Annotated in this window: 18 protein-coding genes; 6 read left to right on the top strand and 12 right to left on the bottom strand. The window is 72.1% G+C overall.

The features are described from left to right. Nucleotides 1–8: 8 nt before the first annotated feature. The gene (locus IOD16_RS02535) at nucleotides 9–896 is read right to left on the bottom strand and encodes a substrate-binding domain-containing protein (RefSeq protein WP_236594700.1); all 888 of its coding nucleotides are present in this window, start codon (nucleotides 894–896) and stop codon (nucleotides 9–11) included. 188 nt (nucleotides 897–1,084) lie between these two features. On the opposite strand from IOD16_RS02535, the gene IOD16_RS02530 reads away from it, so the two are divergent. The 3 genes from IOD16_RS02530 to IOD16_RS02520 all read left to right on the top strand — a co-directional run bounded on the left by IOD16_RS02530 (nucleotide 1,085) and on the right by IOD16_RS02520 (nucleotide 3,450). Then, nucleotides 1,085–1,456 carry a YciI family protein gene (locus tag IOD16_RS02530; RefSeq protein ID WP_123748091.1) on the top strand — a complete coding sequence of 124 codons (372 nt, stop codon included), beginning with the start codon at nucleotides 1,085–1,087 and terminating at the stop codon, nucleotides 1,454–1,456. Then, complete coding sequence (locus IOD16_RS02525; protein ID WP_201438730.1) at nucleotides 1,453–2,694, top strand: RNA polymerase sigma factor; 1,242 nt, start codon at nucleotides 1,453–1,455, stop codon at nucleotides 2,692–2,694. Before IOD16_RS02530 ends, IOD16_RS02525 begins: the two co-directional genes overlap by 4 nt. A gap of 72 nt (nucleotides 2,695–2,766) precedes the next feature. Continuing rightward, a complete protein-coding gene (locus IOD16_RS02520; protein WP_201438729.1) occupies nucleotides 2,767–3,450 on the top strand; it encodes a dihydrofolate reductase family protein in 684 nt (227 codons plus the stop codon). A gap of 51 nt (nucleotides 3,451–3,501) precedes the next feature. On the opposite strand, the gene IOD16_RS02515 is transcribed toward IOD16_RS02520, so the two are convergent. The 3 genes from IOD16_RS02515 to IOD16_RS02505 form a co-directional block, all read right to left on the bottom strand. Then, the gene (locus IOD16_RS02515) at nucleotides 3,502–5,208 is read right to left on the bottom strand and encodes an RICIN domain-containing protein (RefSeq protein ID WP_201438728.1); all 1,707 of its coding nucleotides are present in this window, start codon (nucleotides 5,206–5,208) and stop codon (nucleotides 3,502–3,504) included. Between the two features lie 305 nt (nucleotides 5,209–5,513). After that, complete coding sequence (locus tag IOD16_RS02510) at nucleotides 5,514–7,514, bottom strand: cellulose binding domain-containing protein (protein WP_236594699.1); 2,001 nt, start codon at nucleotides 7,512–7,514, stop codon at nucleotides 5,514–5,516. Between the two features lie 206 nt (nucleotides 7,515–7,720). After that, nucleotides 7,721–8,095, bottom strand: a complete 375-nt coding sequence (locus IOD16_RS02505) for a winged helix-turn-helix transcriptional regulator (protein ID WP_201438726.1) — start codon at nucleotides 8,093–8,095, stop codon at nucleotides 7,721–7,723. A gap of 80 nt (nucleotides 8,096–8,175) precedes the next feature. On the opposite strand from IOD16_RS02505, the gene IOD16_RS02500 reads away from it, so the two are divergent. Next, on the top strand, nucleotides 8,176–8,586 hold the full coding sequence (locus IOD16_RS02500; RefSeq protein ID WP_201438725.1) for a RidA family protein: 411 nt from the start codon (nucleotides 8,176–8,178) through the stop codon (nucleotides 8,584–8,586). 46 nt (nucleotides 8,587–8,632) lie between these two features. Here the strand turns inward: IOD16_RS02500 and IOD16_RS02495 are convergent, their stop codons facing one another. After that, entirely contained in the window at nucleotides 8,633–9,559 is a 927-nt protein-coding gene (locus tag IOD16_RS02495) for a hypothetical protein (RefSeq protein WP_201438724.1), read from the bottom strand. 86 nt (nucleotides 9,560–9,645) lie between these two features. Further along, nucleotides 9,646–10,227 carry a vWA domain-containing protein gene (locus IOD16_RS02490; RefSeq protein ID WP_201438723.1) on the bottom strand — a complete coding sequence of 194 codons (582 nt, stop codon included), beginning with the start codon at nucleotides 10,225–10,227 and terminating at the stop codon, nucleotides 9,646–9,648. Between the two features lie 162 nt (nucleotides 10,228–10,389). Between IOD16_RS02490 and IOD16_RS02485 the strand changes: the two genes are divergently transcribed. Beyond that, the gene (locus tag IOD16_RS02485) at nucleotides 10,390–13,320 is read left to right on the top strand and encodes an AfsR/SARP family transcriptional regulator (protein WP_201438722.1); all 2,931 of its coding nucleotides are present in this window, start codon (nucleotides 10,390–10,392) and stop codon (nucleotides 13,318–13,320) included. Nucleotides 13,321–13,370: 50 nt separating this feature from the next. Here IOD16_RS02485 and IOD16_RS02480 read toward each other — a convergent pair whose 3' ends face one another. Both IOD16_RS02480 and IOD16_RS02475 read right to left on the bottom strand, forming a co-directional pair. Beyond that, on the bottom strand, nucleotides 13,371–14,594 hold the full coding sequence (locus IOD16_RS02480) for a helix-turn-helix domain-containing protein (RefSeq protein ID WP_201438721.1): 1,224 nt from the start codon (nucleotides 14,592–14,594) through the stop codon (nucleotides 13,371–13,373). A 108-nt stretch (nucleotides 14,595–14,702) separates the two neighbouring features. Then, nucleotides 14,703–14,882 carry a hypothetical protein gene (locus IOD16_RS02475; RefSeq protein ID WP_201438720.1) on the bottom strand — a complete coding sequence of 60 codons (180 nt, stop codon included), beginning with the start codon at nucleotides 14,880–14,882 and terminating at the stop codon, nucleotides 14,703–14,705. A 248-nt stretch (nucleotides 14,883–15,130) separates the two neighbouring features. Here IOD16_RS02475 and IOD16_RS02470 point away from each other — a divergent pair, with 248 nt between their 5' ends. Then, on the top strand, nucleotides 15,131–16,030 hold the full coding sequence (locus IOD16_RS02470) for a toll/interleukin-1 receptor domain-containing protein (RefSeq protein ID WP_201438719.1): 900 nt from the start codon (nucleotides 15,131–15,133) through the stop codon (nucleotides 16,028–16,030). Between the two features lie 63 nt (nucleotides 16,031–16,093). On the opposite strand, the gene IOD16_RS02465 is transcribed toward IOD16_RS02470, so the two are convergent. The 4 genes from IOD16_RS02465 to IOD16_RS02450 are packed head-to-tail and all read right to left on the bottom strand — an operon-like array spanning nucleotide 16,094 to nucleotide 22,045. Next, nucleotides 16,094–19,225 carry an ATP-binding protein gene (locus tag IOD16_RS02465; RefSeq protein WP_201438718.1) on the bottom strand — a complete coding sequence of 1,044 codons (3,132 nt, stop codon included), beginning with the start codon at nucleotides 19,223–19,225 and terminating at the stop codon, nucleotides 16,094–16,096. Next, on the bottom strand, nucleotides 19,222–19,830 hold the full coding sequence (locus tag IOD16_RS02460; protein ID WP_201438717.1) for a hypothetical protein: 609 nt from the start codon (nucleotides 19,828–19,830) through the stop codon (nucleotides 19,222–19,224). The genes IOD16_RS02465 and IOD16_RS02460 overlap by 4 nt, the downstream gene beginning before the upstream one ends. An 11-nt stretch (nucleotides 19,831–19,841) precedes the next feature. Then, entirely contained in the window at nucleotides 19,842–21,455 is a 1,614-nt protein-coding gene (locus tag IOD16_RS02455) for a tyrosine-protein kinase family protein (protein WP_236594697.1), read from the bottom strand. After that, the gene (locus IOD16_RS02450) at nucleotides 21,455–22,045 is read right to left on the bottom strand and encodes a TIR domain-containing protein (protein WP_201438715.1); all 591 of its coding nucleotides are present in this window, start codon (nucleotides 22,043–22,045) and stop codon (nucleotides 21,455–21,457) included. Before IOD16_RS02450 ends, IOD16_RS02455 begins: the two co-directional genes overlap by 1 nt. Nucleotides 22,046–22,143: the final 98 nt, after the last annotated feature.

The raw sequence follows: 22,143 nt of genomic DNA, 5'->3' as shown, positions 1-22,143 counted from the left end.
ACGCCCCGTCACCAGGGGGTTGGCGGGGCGGTCGAGTCGCGGACGATCAGGTCGGTGGCCAGCTCGACCCGGTCGGTCGCCGGCGCGCGGCCGGCGATCAGGTCGGCCAGCATCCGGCCCGCCTGCCCGCCCATCGCGGCCAGCGGTTGGCGGACGGTGGTCAGGGCCGGGGCGCAGCGGCGGGCGGCGGGCAGGTCGTCGAAGCCGACCACGCTCAGGTCGGCGGGCACCGACAGGCCCGCGGCGCGGGCGGCCTCGACCACGCCGAGGGCCTGCTCGTCGTTGGCCGCGAAGATCGCGGTCGGGCGGTCGGGCAGGCGGAGCAGTTCGGCGGCCTCCCGCCGGCCGCCCTCGCGGGTGAAGTCGGCGTGCCGCACCAAGGCGGTGTCGGGCGCGATGCCGGCACGGCCGAGGACGAAGCGGTAGCCGTCCACGCGGGCGCGGCTGCACAGCACGTCACGCGGACCGCCGACGACACCGATCCGCCGGTGCCCGAGCGACAGCAGGTGCTTCACCGCCGTGACGCCGCCCGCCCGGTTGGTGGCGGCGACGCTCAGCAGGTCCGGCGCGGCCGCGTCGACCGGGTCGATGTGCACCAGCGGCACCCCGGCGTGCGCCAGCACCCGTTCCTCGGCCGCGCTGATCGGGCAGGTCACCATCAGCACGCCGGCTCGGCGGGCCGCGACCAGGTCCGTCGCCCACGACGTGCCACGACCGGCCGCCGAGGACAGCACGACGTCCAACCCGGAGTCGACGACGCCCCGCATCACCTCCATGGCCCACGCGCTGTTCAGGGCGGGGAACACCAGCTCCACCAGCGGCGCGGGAGGGCGCGGCCGGTCGCTCCGCGCCCGGCGCACGAGGCACGTGCGTTCGAGGATCTTCAACGCGCTCACGGCTCCGACATTATCGGAAATCCCCCGAAACACAACGAAGCCCTGAGCTGCAACGATTCACAAAGGACCTCCGGTGATCCCCACCAGATCACGCCGGAGGGCGACACGTTTTCGCAAAAGTTTCGAAAGCGGGGCGGTGCCGGCACAATCCCCACCGTCCGAAGTCGACGGTGGTGGGAGGCAACGCGGTGAAGTACCTGATGCTGATCTACGGCAACGAGCAGGTGTGGAACAGCGTGGACGCGGAGGAGTTCGGCGAGCTGGTCGCCGAGGTGGACGCGTTCAACGCGGACCTGCGGGCGTCCGGCGAGCTGGTCGACTCCCAGGGCCTGGTGGAGCGCCCGCGGTCGGTGCGCGTGGTCGACGACGCGCCCGTCGTCACCGACGGCCCGTACCTGGAGGCCAAGGAGTACGTCGGCTCCTACTTCGTGGTCGACGTCGACAGCGAGCAGCGGGCCCTGGAGATCGCGCGGTCCTACCCGGCCCTGCGCTACAGCCGCGGCCTGGGCGGCGGGCTCGAGGTGTGGCCCCTGATGCGGCAGGGCGGCGACGACCTTTGACCGTCGAGCACGTCCTGCGCGCGTTGACGCCCCCGGTGCTCGGCGTCCTCGTGCGCCGGCACGGCGACTTCGCGCGGTGCGAGGACGCCGTGCAGGAGGCGTTGATCGACGCCGCCGACGCGTGGTCGCGCGACGGCGTCCCCGAACACCCCTTCGGCTGGCTCACCACGGTCGCCGCCCGCCGCTACGTGGACCTGGTGCGCTCCGACGCCGCGCGGGAACGCCGGGAGCAGGCGCTGTTCGACGCCGTGCCGCGCGACGCGCTGCTCGCGCCGCCGCCGGACGCCGAGCCGGCCCGCGACGACCTGCTGGAGCTGCTGTTCCTGTGCTGCCACCCCGCGCTGACCGCGCCGTCCCAGATGGCGCTGACCCTGCGGGCCGTGGCCGGGCTGAGCACCGCCGAGATCGCCGCCGCGTTCCTGGTGCCGGACAAGACGATGGGCCAGCGGATCTCCCGCGCCAAGCAGCGGCTGCTGGAGGCGGGCGCGCGGTTCGAGCCGCCCGCCGACCGCGAACGGGCCTTGGCGGTCGTGCGGCACGTGCTCTACCTGCTGTTCAACGAGGGCTACAGCGCCAGCGCCGGTCCCCGGCTGCGCCGGCCCGACCTGACCGAGCAGGCGATGCGGCTGACCCGGGAGCTGCACGAGCGGCTGCCCGACTCCGGCGAGACGGCCGGGCTGCTGGCGTTGATGCTGCTGACCGAGGCCCGCGGCGCGGCCCGCGCCGACCCGGACGGCGTGCTGGTCCCGCTGGCCGAGCAGGACCGGTCGCGGTGGGACCGCGCGGCCATCGCCGAGGGCACGGACCTGGTGACCCGCAGCCTGGCCGCCCACCCCGCCGGCCCGTACCAGGTGCAGGCGGCCATCGCCGCCGTGCACAGCGAGGCGGCCACGGCGGAGGACACCGACTGGCCGCAGGTCCTCGCCCTCTACGACGTGCTGCAACGCCTCGCACCCAGCTCGGTCACCGCGCTGAACCGGGCCGTCGCGCTGGGCGAGGTGCGCGGCCCCCGGGCCGCCCTGGACGTCGTCGCGGAGCTGGAGCGGGGGGTCCTGGCCGGCCACCACCGGCTGCTCGCCGTGCGGGCGCACCTGCTCGAACGCGCCGGTGACCCCACCGCCGCGGGCGAGGCGTTCCGGCAGGCCGCGCGGCTGGCCGGCAACGTCCCCGAGCAGCGGTTCCTGCTGCTGCGGGCGGCCCGCTGCGCAGCGGCCGACATTTCTCCCGGCCGGGTGTAGAAGACGCGTCGTCGGCTCCGATCCCCTCCCGAGCGACCCCGCCGGGCGTCGCCGGGAGGAAGGAACGCAGCCATGACCAAGGTGACCGCGCAGCTGTCGGTGTCCCTCGACGGCTTCTACGCCGGACCGCGCCACGAGGGCGGCGGCGACTGGCTGCACTCGGCGGAGGCGGCGGCGTTCTTCCGCGTCACCCGCTGGGCGATCAGCGCGATGGCGTGGCGGGAGCGGCAGGGCATCGCGGGCGGTGAGCGGGACGTCAACTCCGACGTCATCCAGGAGCACTTCGAGGCCGCCGGCGCCTACGTGATGGGCCGGCGCATGGCCGACGGCGGCGAGGCGCCGTGGGGCGAGGAGCCGCCGTTCCGCGCGCCGGTGTTCGTGGTGACCCACCGGCCGCGCCAGACCCTGCAACGCGAGGGCGGCACCAGCTTCACCTACGTCACCGACGGCGTCGAGAGCGCGGTGGCCCGGGCGAAGGCCGCGGCCGGCGGCAAGGACGTCGCGGTCGCCGGTGGTGGCTCGCTGGTCCGCCAGGTGCTGGCCGCCGGCCTGCTGGACGAGCTGGAGCTGCACATCGTGCCGGTGGTGCTCGGCGAGGGCCTGCGCCTGCTCGACGCCGACCTCGGCCTGGGGCAGAAGGAAGGCATCGAGCTGACGCCCACCCGGGTCCTGCACACCCCCGGCGTCACGCACGTCCGCTACACCGTCGAAGGCCGCGCCCCGCTCGTCCTGGACGACCGGGGGCGCGGCAACTGACGACGCCACCGGTGCGGCGGGCGCACAGCCCGCCGCACCGGGACGAGGGGCCTACCCGAAGGTGACGACCAGGCGGCCGTCCGAGGCGTAGGACCAGCGCAGGGCGCCGCTGTAGGAAGCGCAGCGGGAGCCGTTCGAGCCGGTCCAGAACTGGTTGGAGCCGTCGACGTTGCCGACGGTCTTGTCGTTGGTGCCGCTGCCGCTGCGGCACGAGGTGTTGTTGCGGAACACCGACGAGCCGCCGTCGAAGCTGAAGTTGCGCTCGGCGTTGTCGATGCTGACGTTGTCGGACACGGTCATCGTGCCGAGGTTGCGGTTGTAGGTGAAGCCGTGCTTGCCGTTGTCGTAGGCGATGTTGCGGCGGATGACGTGGTTCACGCCGATGTCCTCGCCGCCGAGCTTGTAGCCGTTGCGGTCGCCGTTGCCGGCCTGGCCGCCGTTGCTCAGCGTGCCGTTCTCGTAGGCGAGCGAGTCCTCGATGGTGACCGCGCCGATCGGGCCGGTGTCGGACTTGGTGTAGAGGTCCCAGCCGTCGTCGATGTTGTTGTGCGCCACGGCGTAGCGGAACACGTTGCCCGGCCCGGAGGTCAGCTTCGCGGCGAACCCGTCGGCGTCCTCGCCGTCGGAGTCGGCGTTGTCGTGCGACTCCGCGCTGAGGATCAGGTTGTTGGCCGGCCACTGGTCCTTGGGCGTGGTGGACAGCATCCGCGACAGCTGCAACCCGGTGTCGCGGTTGAAGCGGGTCACCGTGCGCTCGAAGATGTTGTTGCTGCCGCCGATGAAGATGCCGTTGTCACCGGCGCGCTCGACGATGATGCCCCGCACGTGCCAGTAGTCGCCGTTCACCGCCAGGCCGCGGTTGGCCGGGTCCTCGGCCTGGGCCGAGAAGTCCAGCACCGGGGTCTCGCCGGGGTAGGCGAACAGCTCGGTGCGGTCGCCGGAGGCGCCGTTCTTGCCCTGCGGGATGGTGACGGTCTGCGTGAAGCGGTAGGTGCCGCCGCGCATCAGGATCGTGCCGCCGGCGGTGATGCGGCTGATCGCCGAGGTGAGCGTGGTCGGGCTGGCCTGCGTGCCCGCGGCGCTGTCGGTGCCGTTCGGCGCCACGTACAGCGCGGAGGACGGCGGCTGCGACGTCGTGGTGGTCGTGGTCGTCGTAGTCGTCGTCGTGGTGGTGCTGGTGGTGGTCGTCGTCGTGTCACCGGTGACGGGGGTGAACGTCCACTGCTTGGAGACGACGCTGTCGCAGGAGTTCTGCTGCACCAGGGCGCCGACCGCGGTGGAGCTGTCCTTGACGTTCACGCACTTGCCGCCGTTGGCGTTGACCACGCGGTAGTTGCTGCCGCTCGCGGTCACCGACCAGACCTGGCTGGAGCCGCCCGTGCACGTCTGCTGCTGGATCGCCTTGCCCGCGCTGGTCGACGCGTCCTGCACGCCGACGCACAGGCCGGTCGCGGCCGACGTGATCCGGAACCCGCCGCTGACCGCGGTCAACGACCACCGCTGCGCCGTGACGTCGCCGCACGCCTGCTGCCGCAGCTGCGTGCCGCTGGTCGACCCCGCGGCGTCCAGGCAGTGCCCGCTGGCGGCGTTCTTCACGGTGTAGGTGCCCGCGCCGACCGCCGCCTGCGCCGGCGAGGCGAGCGGCCAGGCCGCCAGCGTCGCCGCCAACGCGGCGACGGCCGCCACCGCGACCAACCCACTGCGGACGACCCGCGGTCGTACAGCCCGCGCCACTGCGGGCTGCTCCGATGTGCTCATGCCGACTCCACTTCCACGCGACTTCCGACGGGGCTTTTCGCGCACGACCGGAACCGGCGGACTCCGCGCCGATTCACAAATGTGACCGTCGGGCAGGGAAAGCTATTTCCCTTCGGATGTTAGGAGCTGCGACACATCCGGTCAACGCTTGGAATTCGCTTCTCCGCCAGGGGATACGCACTGGTCACACTCGTGAACAAAAGCGACCGGCGCCGGTCATGAATGTGAACGAACAACGTTCGGCGAAACGCCGCTGCCCCCTGTCGACCGCGGTCGACAGGGGGCAGCGGAACAACCCACGCCGGTCAGCGGGTGGTGCAGAGCTTCCCGTTCAACGAGTACGCCACGGGCCGCACGTTCGGGCCTTGGTAGCTGCCCACGAATCCGGCCGTGGTCGAGGCGCCAGGCGCCAGCGTCGCGGTGTTGGCCACGGACACCTGGTAGCCGGTCTGCGTCCAGGTGGCGTTCCAGCCGCTGGAGACCTGCTGCCAGGTGGTCGGCCAGGTGTAGGTCAGCGTCCACCCGGCGATCGGCGTCGTGCCGGTGTTGGTCACCTCCAGGTCGGCCACGAAACCGTTGCCCCAGTTGGTGCTCTCCCGGTAGGTCACCGCGCACGTCGACGTGGCCGGCGTGCCGGTGGTGAAGGTCAGCGGCGGCGAGGACCACGAGACCTTGCCCGCGTTGTCGCGCGCGACCAGGTTGACCGTGTACTCCGTGGCGGGCTTGAGGTTGGCCGCGGTGAACGTCGTGCCGGTGGTCTCGCCCCACTGCTCGGTGTTCGCGCCGTTGACGCGGTGCACCTCGTACTTCACGGCGGCGGGCGGCGCGGGCCAGGACAGCACGGCGGTGCGGTCGGTGACCGAGTCCACCGCCGGTCGGGCGGGCGCGGCCGGGCCGGTCGCGGAGCCGTTCGGCCGGAGCACGAGGGTGGTGATCGAGTACGGCGGCAGGGTCGCCGAGGACGACGAGCCGGTCGCGGACGAGATGCCGGTGTCGCCGTTGGCGAAGGTGAGCACGGTCGCGGCGGCGGCGGGCGAGTAGCCCGCGAACCTCAGGTCGACGGTCTTCGCCGCGTCCGGGTCCTGGTTGATCAGCATCACCGCGAGGCCGCCGTCCGGCCGCCGGGCCGCGTGGCTGCGCACCAGCGGGTCGGTGGACGCGGTCGTGACGAGCTGGTCGCCGGGGCGGGCGAAGCGGCTCACCATCGAGATGGCGTGGTACGGCGCGAACGGCGTGTTCAGCGCGGGCTGGCAGGCCGAGCCGTCGGCGGTGCAGGTGCCGCTGGAGAGCAGGCCGTAGTCGTCGTAGTCCGGGTGGCCGGCGATCTCGCGGACCTGCCCGATGCCGTTGTGGACGTTCCACCAGTCCACGTTGAACACGCCCTGGCCGATCATCGTCGCGTAGGCGTCGGCGGCGAACAGCGCGCCCGGCTGGGTGTTGCGGCCGTAGGAGGTGTTCACCTCGGTCAGCGCGATGCCGAGGTCCTTGCCCGCCAGGCGGCGCGACTGCTCGCGCACCATCGCGACCTGGTCGGCCACCCGGTCGGTCTTGGCCAGCACCTGCGCCGCGGTGTCACCGCTGGGGTACCAGTGGATGATGCCGAAGTCGACCACGGGGCCGGCGATCGACAGCACGATTTCGTTCCACGACCCGCTGTCGCCCGCGGCGGCGATGGCGTCCGGCCACTCGCCCGGCGTGGTCAGCACCGCGCCGATCTTGATGGTCGGGTCGACCGCCTTCATCGCCGTGGCGTAGTCGCGCACGAGGGTGGCGTAGTAAGTCGGGCTCTTGTCCGGGTGCTCGTCCGCCTCCCAGCCCGAGCCGTAGTGGCCGTTGCCGTAGTTCTCGTTGCCGATCTCCCAGTACTTCACGCCGTAGTTCTTCTCGACGTTGGCGTAGCGGACCCAGGCCGCCGCCTCCGCCGCCGTGCCGGTGCCGTAGTTGGCCGTGACGATCGCCTGCCCGCCGGCCCGCCGCACGCCGCCCATGAACGTGTCGAAGTCGGTGTTCGGCGCCACGTACCCGCCGGGTGCCGTGTGGTCCGCCCAGTGGTAGATGTCCGAGTACGAGCCGCCGGGGTAGCGCATCGCCTTCACGCCGGCGTCCCGGAGCAGGTCGGCGACGGCGTCACTGCCCAGGTGGGTGTCCCAGATGGCGTGGTTGACGCCCGTGGCCGCCTCGTGCACCACCTCCAACCCGGCCCTGGTGTTGACCGTGACGGTGGCGGCGGTCGGGTCGGCCTGCGCCGAGGCGCCCGCGGTCAGCACGACCTGGGCGGCCACGAGCGCGACGAGTGCCGGAAGCACGGCAGAACGCGGTCTCATAAGAGGATTCCTCATCGACGGTGATGAACTGGGAGCGCTCCCAAACTGTGCGACGAGCCTGTGACCTTGTCAATCACTCCTCCCTCCGCCATCGTCGAACGTGGGCAAGTGGCCTACGGCCGTCTGCCTTTTCGCCCAACGCGGCCCGGCACCGTCCACGCCGGACGGACAAAGGGGAGGCCGCCGGCCTACGCCTCGGCGTCGAACCGCGCGCGGGCCCGTTCGACGTCGGCCATGGTGACGGTGGTCCACCGCAGGAGGGCGTCGATCAGGTCCTGGAGCGTCTTCCCGAGCGGCGTGATGCGGTACTCCACGGCGACCGGCCGCGAGCTCACCACGACGCGCTCGACCATCCCGTTGCGCTCCAGCCGCCGCAACGTCGTCGTGAGCGACTTCTGCGTCACGACCGGGATCGCCCGGCGCAGCTCGTTGAAGCGCGAGGGACGCCCGCAGAGCTGGTCGAGCACCTGCAAGGACCACTTGTCGAGCACCTGGTCGAGCAGCTCGCGGTGCGGCGCGGCGATCTGGGGTCCGTCGGAGGTCTGCTGGGCGGTTTCCACCATGACACCTAGTCTCGTTGAAGTTCCCTCCGTGTACCAGGTAGACCTTGGATACCACCGACTACCAGCGTGAAGGACGTCCCGTGACCGTGCGGTTGCTCACCCCCGAGGGCATGTTCCAGCCCGTCCCCTACCACCACGTCTCGATCGGCACGGGCACGCGTCACGTGCACGTCGCCGGCCAGATCGCCCGTGACGCCGAGGGGAACCCGGTTGCGACCGGCGACCTCGCGGGCCAGGTCGCCCAGGCCCTGCGGAACACGGCGCTCGGCCTGGCCGGCGCCGGCGCGGACTTCTCCGACGTCGTGCGCCTCCGGTTCTACGTCACGCGCTGGAGCCCGGAGAAGATCGACGACTTCATGGCCGGCGTCGCCCTGGTCGCCGAGGAGCTGGGCATCCCGCGGCCCTTCCCGCCCGCGTCGCTCATCGGCGTCGACCACCTGTTCGAGCCGGACGTGCTCGTGGAGGTGGAGGCCTCCGCGGTCCTCGACTGACTGCGGCGACCTCGGGCCCGCGCCCGGCCTCCGCGTCGGGGCCCTCCTACTCCCCCGCCGCCTCCCAGCGCACCCCGTAGGCCAGCCCCGGCATCAGGTGGCGGAACCTGACGTGGATCTCGCCCGCCCGGTCCACCGGGTGCCGGTGCCCGCGGTCGGCCCGGTCGGCCCCGTCGTGCCGGTGCGCGCCGTCCAGCACCCACACGCGCGGCGGCGTGGACGTGCCGCCGAAGCGGACCCTCAGGTCGAGCAGGTCCACCGGGTGCCACGGCACGTGCACGAAGTAGGACCGCAGCACGTGCACCGCCGGCGGGCGGAAGCGGATCGCGAAGTCGTGCGAGTCGCCGCCGTCCACCGACGACGGCAGGGCCAGGGTCGGGGTCGGGCCGGGACGGGCGACCAGCGTGCCGCCGTACAGCACCCGCACGTCGAGACCGGGCCGGTCCAGCGGCCGCGGCGGCGTCAGGGCCAGCTCGCGCAGACCGTCCCGGTCGGCCACCACCCGGTGCCGCTCGATCACCTCGGGCAGCGGCCGGTCCAGGGTCAGCACGGTGTGCAGCTCGGTGGTGCGCCAGCCGCCCGGCGGACCGCCCGGCCGGGACCGGGGCACGTCGGCGGCCAGCTCGGCGAGGTGGTTGATGGCCTCGTCGACCCGGCGGCGGACGGTGCGCGGGTCGCGCTCCATCCGCACCGCCGCCCAGTGCACCCGGTCCTGGTAGAGCGGCAGCCGGGCCTCGGCGTCGATGGCGAACGCCGCGAGCGTGGCCAGCCGCAGGTCCGCCGGCAGCCGCCCGGCCAGCTCGGAGAGCCGGGCGGACACCTTCCGGCGGATCGCGCCCGGCGCGTCGCCCTCGCTCACCCCGCAGGTCGCGCGCAGCGTCGGCCCCACCCGGTCCCCGATCCGGCCCGCCAGCACGCCACGACCCTTGCGGAGCGACTTCAGCTCCCGGACCAGGTCCGCGTACGCGTTCATCGCCTCACCCCCGTCGATCTCCACGGTGTTCCGCCGTGCAGGGTGCGGCCGGCCAGTGGACCGGAGGTGGACACATCGTGGATGGCCTAGACGCGGTCCGCGCGCCGGGCCGTCCCGGTCACCGACACCGCCAGCGCGGTGCCCAGGCGGATGCCGTCCTGCCCGAGGAAGACGCGGAACGTGCCGATGCGGTCGAGCGTGCCGCGGTCGACCGCGCCGAGGCCGTAGGCGACCACGGTCGGGCGGGCCGGCCAGGCGGGGTCGGCCAGCGCGGCGAACGCGTCCGGCCAGGTCGCCGGGTCGGTCGGCCGGCCGTCGGAGGTGAAGAACACGACCGGGCGGCACACCCGCAGGCGACGTGCCTTCAGGGCGCGGACGTCGTGCGAGATGGTCTCGCGCAACAACGCGAACGCGGGACCGAAGTTGGTCCCCGCCCGGGGTCTGGACGCGCTCAGCTCCGTCAGCTCCGCCGCCGGTCGCAGCGGTTGCAGCACGGTGGCCGCGGCGGCGAACCCGACCACGCAGACCCTGGTCAGCGCGGCCGCCGACGGGTCGGCGTGCACCGCGCCCCGCAACTCCCGCAACCCCGCGTTCACCTCGCCGAGGTGGTCGGTCATCGAGAGCGACACGTCGCACACCACGTAGCAGGGCAGCACATCGATTCCCATGCTTCTCCTCCATCCCACAACTTCTGCGGACGGGCCGGAGCGTGCCGGGTGCTTGTCTACCGGCGGTGGACCCGAGGCGGATGCCGACACACATCCGGCCGTTCGGACGACATGCGTCGTAGACATCGAGCTCGCGAACCAGGAGGCGGCGTGGAATTTCGGATGCTTGGTCCGTTGGAGGCGTGGCACGGGAGTGCTCGGCTGCCGTTGGGCGACCAGCAGCAGCGGTTCGTGCTCGTGGTGCTCCTGCTGCACGCGAACAGGCCGGTGTCCACCGAGAAGCTGACCGAGATCGTGTGGGGCGGCAACCCCGAGCGCCGCAACCTGGTGCGCGGCTACATCAACAAGCTGCGCAAGGCGTTCCAGGGCACGGACGTGGTGATCGAGACGACGCCGACCGGCTACCTGCTGCGGGTCGACGACGACCAGCTCGACACCGTCCGGTTCGACCGGCTGCGCGCGGAGGCGGAGGCGGCGCGGGCGGACGACCCGCGCCTGGCGATCGCGCTGTTACGCGCCGCCGTCGACCTGTGGCGTGGCCGGTTCCTGGAGGACATCGACCACGACCGGATCGGCGGCACGGAGGTCATGTCGCCCGACGACAGCTACTACGACGCGGTCGGCGACCTGTCCGAGCTGGAGCTGGACGCGGGCGACCACCGGTCGGTGCGCGACCGGCTGCGGCCGGTGGTGCGCACCGACCCGGCCCGGCAGAAGCACGCCGCGCTGCTGATGCGGGCGTTGATCGCCAACGGGGACCGGACCGAGGCGGGCCGGGTCTTCCACGCCACCGAGGCCGCGCTGGCCGAGCAGGGCTGGGAGCCGGGGCCGCAGCTGCGCAAGCTCGCCGCCCGCGCGGAACGCGGCGAGCCGACCAGCTCGCTGCCGTCGAGGGAGGGCGGGTTCACCGGTCGGGACGCGGAGCTGGCGGTGGTCGAGGCGGCCGCGGCGACGCCGGGTGAGCGGCGCGCGGTGTGGGTGGGCGGGGCGCCCGGCGTGGGCAAGACCGGCCTGGCCGTGGAGGCGGCGCACCGGCTGCGGCACCGGTTCCCGGACGGGCAGCTGCTGGTGCGGCTCAACGGGTACACGCCGAACGTGTCCCCGATGACGGTGTCGGACGCGCTCGACCAGCTGCTGGGCGAGCTGGGCGTGCCGCCCGAGCAGATCCCGGCGTCGGTGAACCGGAAGTTCACCCTGTACCAGACGGAGCTGTACGGCACGCGGACGTTGGTGGTGCTGGACAACGCGCACTCGCCGGAGCAGGTGCGGTCGCTGCTGCCGGAGGAGCCGGGCTGCTTCGCGATCGTGACCAGCAGGCGGGTGGGCGAGCCGGACACCGGCGCGCACCTGCGGCTGCTCGAACTGCCGCCCGAGGACGCGTTCGCGCTGTTCCGCGCGCTGGCCGGGCCGCTGCGGCTGCGCGGCCGGTCGGCGGAGGTGGCCGGGGTGGTCAAGCGGTGCGGGTACATGCCGATGCAGATCCGGGTGGCCGCGGCGCTGTTCCGCCGGCACGACCGGTGGCCGCTGGAGCACCTGCTGCGCCAGTTGGAGGAGAGCGGGCCGTGGCCGGTGGACGGCGACGGCGCGGACGGCGCCGCGGTGCGGGTGTCCTACCTCCAGCTCGACGCGGCGCAGCGGGAGCTGTTCCGGCTGTTCGGCCACCTGCCGGGGCCGGACCTTGACGTGGCGGGCGCGGCGGCGCTGGCGGCCCGTGACGTCCCCGGTGTCCGCGCGGTGCTCGACGACCTGCACGAGGTGTGCCTGCTGGAGGAGGTCGCGCCGGAGCGCTACCGGATGCTGGACCCGCTCAAGGAGTTCGCCGCCGCCGAGCCGTCGCCGACCACGCCCACCGAACGCGTGGACGCCCTGCTGCGGCTGCTCGACTTCTACCTGGTCGGCCTGGCCGCAGCGGTGGGCGCGGCCTACCCGTTCGACCGCGCCCACCTGCCCGCCGTGCACCGCACCAGCCGGGTGGTGCCCTCGTTCGACGACCAGCGGCAGGCGACGGCCTGGATCGCGGCCGAGCGGGACAACCTGGTCGCCGCCATCCGCTGGGCCGCCGAACGGGAGCTGCCCGGCCACGTGTGGCGGCTGGCGGTGCTGATCTGGCGCCACTTCCACACCACGAGCCGGTTCGAGGACTGGGTCGAGACGATGGAGCTGGCCTGGGCGACCGTGCGCGCCGTGCCGGAGGAGGAGCACGGCCGCGCCCACGTGCTGCTGCGGCTCGCCACCGCCTACGACCGGCTCGGCCGGTTGGAGGAGGCGTCGGAGCTGGCCACCCGCGCGCTGCCGGTGTGGCGAGGGCTCGGCGACGAACTCGGCGAGGCGGACGCGTTGAGCATGCTCGCGATCTCCCAGATGCAGCTCGGCCGGCACACCGAGGCGATCGGGCACTTCGAGGCCGCGTTGGAGAAGTTCGAGCGGTGCGGCGACCGGCGCGGCCAGGCGCACGCCTTGAGCATGCTCGGCGTGCTGGGCGAGGAACGCGGCGAACTGGACCTCGCGCTGCGCCGGCACCGGGCCGCCGTGCCGCTCCTGCGCGCGGTCGACCACCGCCAAGGGCTGGCGCACGCGTTGAACAACCTGGGCACGGTGCAGCAGCGGCTGGGGCTGGCGGACGAGGCCCTCGACGCCCACCTGGAGGCGCACGACCTGGCCGTCGAGCTGGGTGACGACTGCCTGGCGGCCTACGCGCTGAACTACACCGCCAACGTGCACCGGTCACAGGGCCGGGTGGCCGAAGCGGTGCACTACCACGAGCGGGCCAGGGCGGCGGCGGCCGACGTGTCCAACACCGACCTGCGCACCCGGCTCTTCCTGGACCGGGCCGCGACCGCGCAGGCGGGCGGCGACCGGTCGGGCGCGCTGCACGCCTACCGCGCGGCGCTGGACCTGGCGACGGGAGCCGGGAACCGCGGGCACGGCGCCCGCGCCCACCACGGCGTCGCCCGGGCGCTGCACGCGTTGGGGCAGCACACCAAGGCCGCCGAGCACTGGGACGCGGCGGAGGCGGAGTTCGTCGCGCTCGGCCAGCCGGAGGCGGACGAGGTGCGGGCCGAGCACGCGGGCCTGACCTGCGCGTGCCGCTGAGCCGCGCCGCGTCCGGCGGGTCGCCTGCCACCGCGACCCGCCGGACGCGGTCAGAACCGCTGCCGCAGCACGCGCCGCAGCTCGGGGTACACCTCCCGGACCGCGCCGTGGTTGTGCCACCGGCCCAACGTCCGGGACAGCTCCCGCAGGTCCGCCCGCACGGTCGCCGAGTCGACGTGCGCCACGTCGTCCAGCGTGCCGGCCAGCGTCACGCAGCTCTGGTCCACCTCACCGGCGAGCGCGAGGGCGAGCGAGCGCCGGGTGCCGAACCTGGCCCGTGACCGGCGGGACGTGGCGGGCAGCCGGAGCAGTTCCCGCTCCAGCACGGTCGCCGAGTCCGCGGTCCGGCCGAGGTCGCACAGCGACCAGCCCTTGGCGAGCTCCGCCGGGTCCGGCGCGGTCGAGCCGAGCACCGGGTACGCCCCGGTGTCCGCGGTGGACCGGTCGAGGAGGTGGGCGGCGCGGTCCATCGCGCGGTCGAAGGCGCCGAGGTCGCCGGCCAGGGCGTGACCCTGCGCCTCCCGGCGCGCGGCCAGGCCCCGGGTCCGGGCGCTCGCCCGGTCGACGACCTGCGCCCGCTGGGCGAGCCCGATGGTCTCGGCCGAGTCCTGCCGGTAGAGCGCGAGCCCGGCCTCCCGGACGAGCGCGTAGCTCACGATCTCCCGGTCGCCGCCGGCCCGCGCCAGCTCGGAGGCGTGCCGGGTCCACGCCAGCGCGCCCTGTTCGTCGCCCGCTTCCTGGTTCATCCACCCCGTGTACTCGGCGATGCGCGCGGCGAGCAGCAGCAGCCGGGACCGGACCGGCTCGGCGTTCTCGTGCGCGAGCGCGTGCACCGTCCGCAGCAGGGCGACCAGCGGTTCGAGGACCACGACGGGGCTCGTCTGCATGCCCAGGGAGCGCAGGTGCTCGAACGAGGTCCGCATCCCCGCCACCACCCGCTCGTCCGCCGCGGGCCGCGGGCCGCCCGCGAGCGCCATGCCGAGCACCGTGCCCGTGCCGGCGACCAGCACCTGGCGGCGGTCGAGCGCGAGCCCGGCGCCGGCGGCCCGCTCGACCGCCTGGTCCCGTGCCGCGCGGGCCGCCTCGATGAGGCTGCCGCCCGCGTCGAGCACGCTGTCGCACAGCCGCGCCATGGTGTCGTGCGGCGCCTTCAGGTCGTTCTCGACCTTGCTGAGGTGGCCTTTGCTGTAGTGCACGCGCTTGGCCAACTGCCCTATCGACAGACCCGCGGCCACGCGGCATTCGCGGAGTAATTCACCAAATGATCCGGTCACCTGAGCCTCCTGGTACGGCTGACGTCCGAGTACACCACCGCGCCCGGTCCGGCGCAATCGCCCGGCCGGCCACGGGAATTCCGCGGCCGGCCGGGCGCATTCCTGCGGTCAGCCGTACCACGGGTTGCCGTCGGGTCCGACGGTGACGGTGGTGGTGACCGGCGGCGGGCACTCCTCGAACGACGAGGCGGACGCGCCGCCACCCGACGCGAACACCGCGACCACGGCGCCCAGCGCGGCCAGCGACAAACCGACCTTGGTCACGGACTTGGGCGTGATCTCAGACATGAAGAATCCTCCACGGGAATCGGTGAGTAATCTCGTGAGGGCATTTATTTGAATTCTTCCGCCCTCACCGACAATGATTCACCGACGTATCGCGGGTGGCCAGGTGTTGCCCGTTTCCCGACGGCGCGGGCAACGGGCGACGGCGGGCATCCACTCCTCGTCCACTTCTCGTCGACACCCGGTGCGGATGCTGTGCCCGCAGATCAGGACAACCGGCCACCGGGCCGGTCGGACAGGGAGGTTCGGTCGTGAGCGAGTACGACGTCGCCGTGTCGTTCGCCGAGGAGCAGCGCTCCGCCGTCGAGGAGGTGGTGGAGGCGTTCCAGCAGCGCGGGCTGACCGTGCTGCACGGGCCCGAGCAGACGCACGAGTGGTGGGCGCACAAGGATGGCGGTGACCTGCCGGACGCGCGGGTGCGGTTCTTCGTCCCGTTCGTGTCGGAGGTGGACGACTTCACCACGGCCGCGCTGCGCGCGGTCAAGGCCGGTGACGAGCACGTGCTGCCGGTGCTGCTCGGCGACGTGGCCGTGCCGCCGGACCTGCTGCACCCGCACGTCGCCTACGTGCGCGGCACGGCGGCGGACCGGCTCACCGAGGCGCTGACCGCCCGGATCGAGGCGGCCGAGGCCGTCGGTCGGGAACGCGCGCCGGTCAGCGAGGTCGTCGCCAGGGTCAAGGGGGTCGCCCCGCAGGACGAGGAGGTCGTCGCGGAGCCGGTCGTGCCGGCCACCTTCAGCCGCTACACCGAGCAGGACGCGACGTTGCGCTACCTGGGCGCGCAGTTCGCCGCCGCGTTGCCGAGGCTGGAGCGGCGCGGGCTCGTCGGCACCGCGCACGTCGGCGAGACGCGGATCGCCGTGCGGGTGGAACGGGCCGGTGACACCGTGTACGCGCTCGACATCCAGCGCGGCGGGATCGGCGGCGACGAGACGGTGAACTTCGTGGTCGGCAGGCAGGACGGGGTCGCCGCGCTCACCAACGGCTGGGCGCGCCCGGTCTACGACACCGGCGTGGGCGCGGCCGTGCTCGAAGTGCACGACTTCTCGGTGCTCGGCGGCAGCGGCTCGACCCGCGCCTACCGCCGGGAGGAGCTGTTCACCGCCCTCTGGCAGCGGCTCGACGAGGTGCTCGCCTCCACCGTCGGCTGACCGTGCGACGAGACGCGCTCCCCACCCTTCGCGGGCGGGGAGCGCGTCTCGTCGTGCCGGGGGTCAGTCCCGTTCTCCGCGTGCCCGGTCGAGCACCTCTTCCAGCCGCAGCGGGCTCGGCGGGTGGTGGCTCAGGCACAGCGGTGTCCGCATCAGGCGGAACCCGAAGTCCTCCGCCGTGACGTAGAACCGCCCGCGGCCCAACCGCGAGATGTCGCCGACCGAGCTGCCCTTGGCCCTGGCCATCTCGTTCGCCGCCGCGACCTGCGTCGGGCTGTTGAGCCTGCCGAAGAACTGCGTCGTCGCGTTGCCGACGACCTGGTTGTGCACGCCCTTCGGCGCCTGGGTGGCGAGCAGCAGCCCCAACCCGTACTTGCGGGCCTGCGAGGCCAGCAGGATCGTGGTCCGCGTGCTCGCCGTCTGCCCGGTCGACGGCGCGATCGTCTGCGCCTCGTCCATCACGACCAGGCCGCCGAGGGGCCGGTCCACCGCCGGGTTGCGCTTGATCCAGGCGAACACCTCCAGCTGGAGCTGGCTGACGAACCCCTGCCGCTGCTCCTCCGACGGCAACCCGATGAAGCTGATCACCGAGATCCGCGCCCGCTTGCCCGGCGTCGGGGTGAGCAGCACGGCCGGGTCCGTAGGCTCGCCCGTGCCGCCGAGCAGCGGGTCGTTGACCATCGCGGCGCGCAACGTCTCCGCCAGGTCCGCCGCCGTCGCACGGGCCGTGCTGAGCTTGCTCACCCCTTCCGGCAGGTCGTCCAGCACGTCGATGAACGCCGACAGGTCCCGGCCGTCCGAGCGGGCGTAGTGCGTCAACGCCTCTTTCAGCACCGCCCGGCTGCGGGCGGCCGACTTCGAGTCGCCGCCCGCCTTGGCGTGCGGCACCAGCCGGGCCAGCGCCGCCTCGACCGAGGCGGCGAACTCGTCCACGTCCCCGCGCACCTCGGCGAAGTCCGGCAGCGGGTGGAAGCTGAGCGGCCGGCCACTGGTGCGACCGGGCGTCCACACCACCACCTCGGTGTTCTCGAAGTACTCGGCGGCGGCGTCCGCGTCACCCGGCAGCCAGTCGTCGGGCGGCACGGGCCACGCGTCACCGAGCCGCGCCAGGTCGTTGTTCGGGTCCAGCACGATCGCCGACACCCCCCGCAGGGCGCACTCCTCGACGATCCGCCGCAGCAGCACGGTCTTGCCGCTGCCGGAACCCGCGAAGACGATGGCGTGCTTGCGCAGCGACTCCAGCTCGATCCGGATCGAGCCGTCCATGCCGAGCACCAGCTCCGTCGGCGACAGCGGCTCACGCGGCGCCGCGACCTGCTGCGGCTCCGGTTCCCCGACCGGCGGGGGCCGGGTCTCCTGGTGACCTGCAGCGGACCGGTCGGACCCGGACCGGTCCGACCCGGGCAGCACCTCCCGCAGGAACGTCGACCGGCTGGCCGGTTTCCGCGCCACCAGCCAGGACAGCAGCTGGTGCGTCTGCGACGACAGCATCTCCCTCAACGCGCTGAACGTGCGCAGGTCGTCGTCCGAGATCTCCACCCACCGGCCACCGGCCTGCTCCAACCCGGCGACCTCGGTCCTGGTCACCTTGCCGGCCCACCCCCCGTCGCCGTTGCGGAGCAGCACCAGGTGCCGGTTCTGCACCCCCAACCGCGCCGCGTCCCGCACCTTCCGCATCCGGTTCAGCACGGAACGCCCGTGACCACTGGCGATGAGCCGGAACCCCCACCGCTCGTCGGTGTCGAGGTCCTCGTTCAGGGTGCGGCGCAACCGGGCGTGCAGGTCGCCACCGCCGTGGAGCTGCTCGGCCTGCCACTCCATGTCGTCGTTGCCGACCTCGTTGATCCACGACTTCAACCCGGCCAGCAACAACGCCGGCATGACCTCGTCCTCGTTGTGCTGCTTCAACCCGGCCGCCGTGATCTCCGCCTTCTCCCGCAACCGCTCGAACCGGGTGTCGAGCTCCTGGAAGTAGTCCGGCTCCGTCCCGTCGTCCTCGACCGGCGGGGGCGGTTCGATCGACACCTCGGTGAACGACCCCAGCTCCCGGATGTCGCCGTACAGGCAGGACTCGACGTGCGAGTGGATGCGTTTGAGCAGCACGCGAGGGGTCAGGGTGACGGCCCATCCCGCGCCGAACGCCTCCGGCGCCACCGGCCAGGTCGGGTAGGGCGGGGTGAACCCGACGCGCTCGTAGACCACTCCGAGCCACTTCTCCACCAGCGCGCGGCCCAGTGCCGGGTCCACGATCGAACCGAGGAACGGGATCTCGGTGAACCGGTCGGTGACCGTGTCGCTCGCGATGTCGTGCAGCATCTTCCACGTGTTGGGCAGGCAGGCCACGATCGACAGCGTCCGCCTGGTCTTCTCCCGGACCTTCATCAGCCCGTCGGCGATGAGCGCGAGCTCTCCCTTCAGCTCGGCGCTCGTCACCTTCGCGTCGATCGATTCCCGGTCGAGGTTGACCAGGGTGTCCAACTGGTCCACGGCGATGACGCACGGGCCGGTCAGCGCCAGCACGCGCGAGATGTCCCGCACCAGCGTCTGCGGCGGTTTCGACCTCGGCGGCAGACCCCACTCCCGAGCGACGCCGCCCGCCTCCGACAGGCCCTGCAGGTGCGTCAAGCCGATGTCGGCGTGCTCTGAGGCGTAGAGCACCAGGGCCCGGATCGTGTCGGCGCACTCGATCGCGATCCGGCCGTCCACCCCGCGCAGGTGGTTGAGGAAGACGGTCAGGTCCTGAGGGGTCACCGTCGTCTCACCCGTGATCGCCCTCGCCACCGACATGGGCACGCCCGCCGTCTCGCACAACTGGCGGAGCAGCACGGTGAGCTGCAAGTCGCCGTCATCCCGGGCCCGGCGCAGCTCGCTGCGCATGGCCTCGGCGACGTCGTTCCAGAACTCCTGGCCGGTGGTCAGCTCGACCAGGAAGAAGTAGCCGCCTTCCCGCTGCACCATGCGGCGCACCGAGCCGAGCAAGTGGGTCTTGCCCACTCCCTTGCGCCCTTGGATCGCGAGACCGATGGGGCTGGGGCCGGTGCTCCTCTTGGCTTCCGCGATACCGGCCCGGATCCGGCCCTCCGCCTTCGCGTGCAGGCCGTCCACGTGGGACAGCGGGGTCTGCCAGACGTCGTCCGGAGTCAACGCCGAGTTGAAGCGGAGTGCGGCCAGTGCCTTGCGCTGTTGCTCGCTCATGATTCCTCGATCGCCACCAGGTGGTTGTCCTCGCCGGCGATCCGGAGTGCCGCGGCGTGGTCGGCTTCGGTCAGCACCTTGCGGTTGGAGTCCGGGGCCAGGTGGACGGTGCCGGTCTTCACCATCTCCACCAGGACCGCGTCGACCTCTTCCTTGTCCGCGCCGTTGAGCTCGGGACGCAGCTTGGCCAGGCGGACCCAGTCCTGCGGCTTGACCGACAGGGCCAGGTAGGCGGCCCGGATCACCGACTCCAGGTCAGCGCCGGAGCGGATCACCTCCGCCAGGGTGCCCCGCCTCTTGTGGTACTGGATGAAGCGCTTCAACACCGTGAAGTGCGCCCGCGACAGCGGACCCGACTTGGACGGCGGATCGCCCGCGGCGAGGTCGTCCATGCACCAGGAGATCCCCTCGTCGGTGATCCGGTGCCAGATCCGGCGCTTCTCCGTCCACGACCGGAGGAGGCCGAGGTCGTTCAACCGATCGCGACCGTCCTTCCCCAGCCTCACCTTGAGCTCGCGGTCGAGCTCCACGTTGGGCACGTCCCGGTCCGCCAGCATGAGCACGATGAGCGCTGCTCGTTCGTCGTTCCCGAACTTCTCCGGCATGGTGCCGCCTTTCAGTCGGTGGACGCGTCGATCCGACGATCGATCCGGTCCAGGAGGGTGGTGATGTCGGCCAGGAGGCCTTGGGACGCGATGGCCTGACCGTCGTCCGCGTGCGGCTTGGACAGCACGCCGAGGTCGACGGAGAAGTGCCGCAGCGCCGCCAGGTCTCCGTTGTCCAGAGCGGTCGACATGTCGTGCACGGTCTGCTCGACCAGCGACAACCGGCCGACCGTCGGCAGTCGGTCCGGGATGGCGCGCAGCGCGGACGCCGCGTTCCGCAGCGCTTCCCGGTCCCGGTCGCCCTCACCGACGGGCGTGCCGGTGATCATGTCGTGGAGGTCCCGCGCCACACCGGGCTCGAACCGCAGGTACCGCAGGTTGCGCAGGAAACCGGGCAGGTTGGCGGGGTCGGTGTCGTCGGTCAGCACGCAGAACAGCCGCCGCTGACCACCGTCCGGGCCGATCGTGTGCCGCAGGAAGCGCTCGACCTCGGTGACCTGCCACCGGCTCAAGGTGCCGTCCACGACGAGGCACAGGTGTTCGGCGAGGCCGCTGGTCCGGTCGAGGATCTCCAGGTCACCGGACGACGACCGGGCTGCTTTCACCCCGAGGCCGCGCAGCTCGTCGACCAACCGGTCCGCGACGTCCAGCGTGGACCGCGGGCTGGACACCAGCAGGTCCAGGTCGAAGTCCTGGCGGCGGTCGCGCGCCGACGCCACGTAGGCGTCCCGGTTGTCGGCGAGCACGTCGGTGCGGTCGAACTGCTGCACGATCACCGCCGCCACCGTTTCCAGGGCGAACGAGACCTGGCCCGCCGACGGGACGTCCTCCTGAAGCACGGACAACTGCTCGCCGAAGCTCCAGAAGGGGATGTAGGGCAGCGTGAGGTGCCGCAACATCAGGTCTTCCGGCACGCTCTTGACCAGCCAGTTGCGGAACAACGGCCCGACGACCTCGGCGCACTTGCGTCGCCACCGCTCGGCCCGCTTGTACTCCACCGACTCGTCCAGCCGGGACAGGATCGGCAGCACGAGGTGTCTCGGTCGGTCGTAGGGCATCCGGTCACGGGCGGCGTCAGCACGTCGCACGACGTTCACGACGTCTTTGAGGTTCTGCTCGTTGGCGGTGAACAGGACGGCCAGCCGATCGGGCAGCTGCGCGGTGCAGATGCCGGCGATGTCCGAGACGCCGGTTCGGCTGTCGATCAGCACGAAGTCGTAGTCCTCGACCCACTCCGCCCGGCAGCGCTCCAGGAATTCCGCGAAACCACGCTGGTAGAGGTCTTCCCAGTCGATGCGCTGCATCCGGTCGGTGTAGGAGTCGTCATCGCGACCCGCCGCCAGCAACGCGAGGGTGTTGCCCTCGACCTCGAGCCGGACGGCGTGCGGGCGAGGGCTCTCCGCCCCCGCGAGGAAGTCGTGGGCGAGGTCGATGACGCCACCCTCGGGCTGTTCGGGCATCACCGGCTTGAAGTAGTGGTGCAGCCCAGGGGCCTCCAGGTCCCAGTCGACGGCGAGCACGCGGTAGCCCCAACGGGCCAGCAGGACAGCGACGTTGGCCAGCGTGAAGCTCCGCCCGACCCCGCCCTTGTAGGAGTAGAAGGTGATGACGGTCCCGGCAGTCATCAGAACCTCGGTATCGGAGGTGTAGGGGCCAGCACGGGGTCTGGTGGGTCGACGTCCGGCCAGTCGGGTCGCCAAGGAGGCACTTGCTGGACCAAGGCCACGAGATCGGCCGCCAGCTTGTTCACCTCGTGGTGGAATCGCACGAATTCGTGGGTCTGCTGGTACACCGGATCCGGGTAGGCGAATTCCTTGAAGCTCCACCAGGACCGGACCTTGCCCTCCAACGGAAAGTTGTCGGAGTCCGAGTACAGGATGGGATAGATGAGCCCTTGGGATGTTTCCGGGCTCGCCAGCCCCAGCATCCTTTCCCTTTCCAGCATGCTGTACCACTCGGCCATGCACCAGGGCGAGGCGAAGTACTGCGGGCTGAGCAGCTGGATCATGATCTTGCTGTGCCGCAACGCATGCCTCAGGCTGTCCGGCCAGTGCGCCGCCCTCGACATCTCCCGGTCGACGTAGATCTTCGGCGCCGGGGCGAACTGATCTGCCAGACAATCCGACAGCTTCCGGAGGAAATGGTTCAGCAACCATTGCTGGACGGTGCCACGACGGGCGTAGCTGATGAAGAAATCGAACTTGTAGTCGGACACGCGGCAGATGATATGCAGCAGTCACGCGCGAAAAACAGACAAAAAAGTGGGCAATAAGACCTGGACGGGCCAAAAAGTGGACAAACACAGCACTCCGC

The sequence above is a fragment of the Saccharothrix sp. 6-C genome, assembly GCF_016695385.1.
Taxonomy (GTDB): domain Bacteria; phylum Actinomycetota; class Actinomycetes; order Mycobacteriales; family Pseudonocardiaceae; genus Actinosynnema; species Actinosynnema texasense.
The sequence above is the reverse complement of the archived record's forward strand: the minus strand, read 5'-3'. Positions and strand labels throughout refer to the sequence as shown.

What these genes read in the sequence shown, in the direction of transcription:
- IOD16_RS02465 (WP_201438718.1), bottom strand. Translation starts at nt 19,225, where the DNA reads ATGAGCGAGCAACAGCGCAAGGCACTGGCCGCACTCCGCTTCAACTCG.
- IOD16_RS02475 (WP_201438720.1), bottom strand. Translation starts at nt 14,882, where the DNA reads ATGTCTGAGATCACGCCCAAGTCCGTGACCAAGGTCGGTTTGTCGCTG.
- IOD16_RS02495 (WP_201438724.1), bottom strand. Translation starts at nt 9,559, where the DNA reads ATGAACGCGTACGCGGACCTGGTCCGGGAGCTGAAGTCGCTCCGCAAG.
- IOD16_RS02515 (WP_201438728.1), bottom strand. Translation starts at nt 5,208, where the DNA reads ATGAGCACATCGGAGCAGCCCGCAGTGGCGCGGGCTGTACGACCGCGG.
- IOD16_RS02485 (WP_201438722.1), top strand. Translation starts at nt 10,390, where the DNA reads ATGCTTGGTCCGTTGGAGGCGTGGCACGGGAGTGCTCGGCTGCCGTTG.
- IOD16_RS02505 (WP_201438726.1), bottom strand. Translation starts at nt 8,095, where the DNA reads ATGGTGGAAACCGCCCAGCAGACCTCCGACGGACCCCAGATCGCCGCG.
- IOD16_RS02460 (WP_201438717.1), bottom strand. Translation starts at nt 19,830, where the DNA reads ATGCCGGAGAAGTTCGGGAACGACGAACGAGCAGCGCTCATCGTGCTC.
- IOD16_RS02490 (WP_201438723.1), bottom strand. Translation starts at nt 10,227, where the DNA reads ATGGGAATCGATGTGCTGCCCTGCTACGTGGTGTGCGACGTGTCGCTC.
- IOD16_RS02455 (WP_236594697.1), bottom strand. Translation starts at nt 21,455, where the DNA reads ATGACTGCCGGGACCGTCATCACCTTCTACTCCTACAAGGGCGGGGTC.
- IOD16_RS02520 (WP_201438729.1), top strand. Translation starts at nt 2,767, where the DNA reads ATGACCAAGGTGACCGCGCAGCTGTCGGTGTCCCTCGACGGCTTCTAC.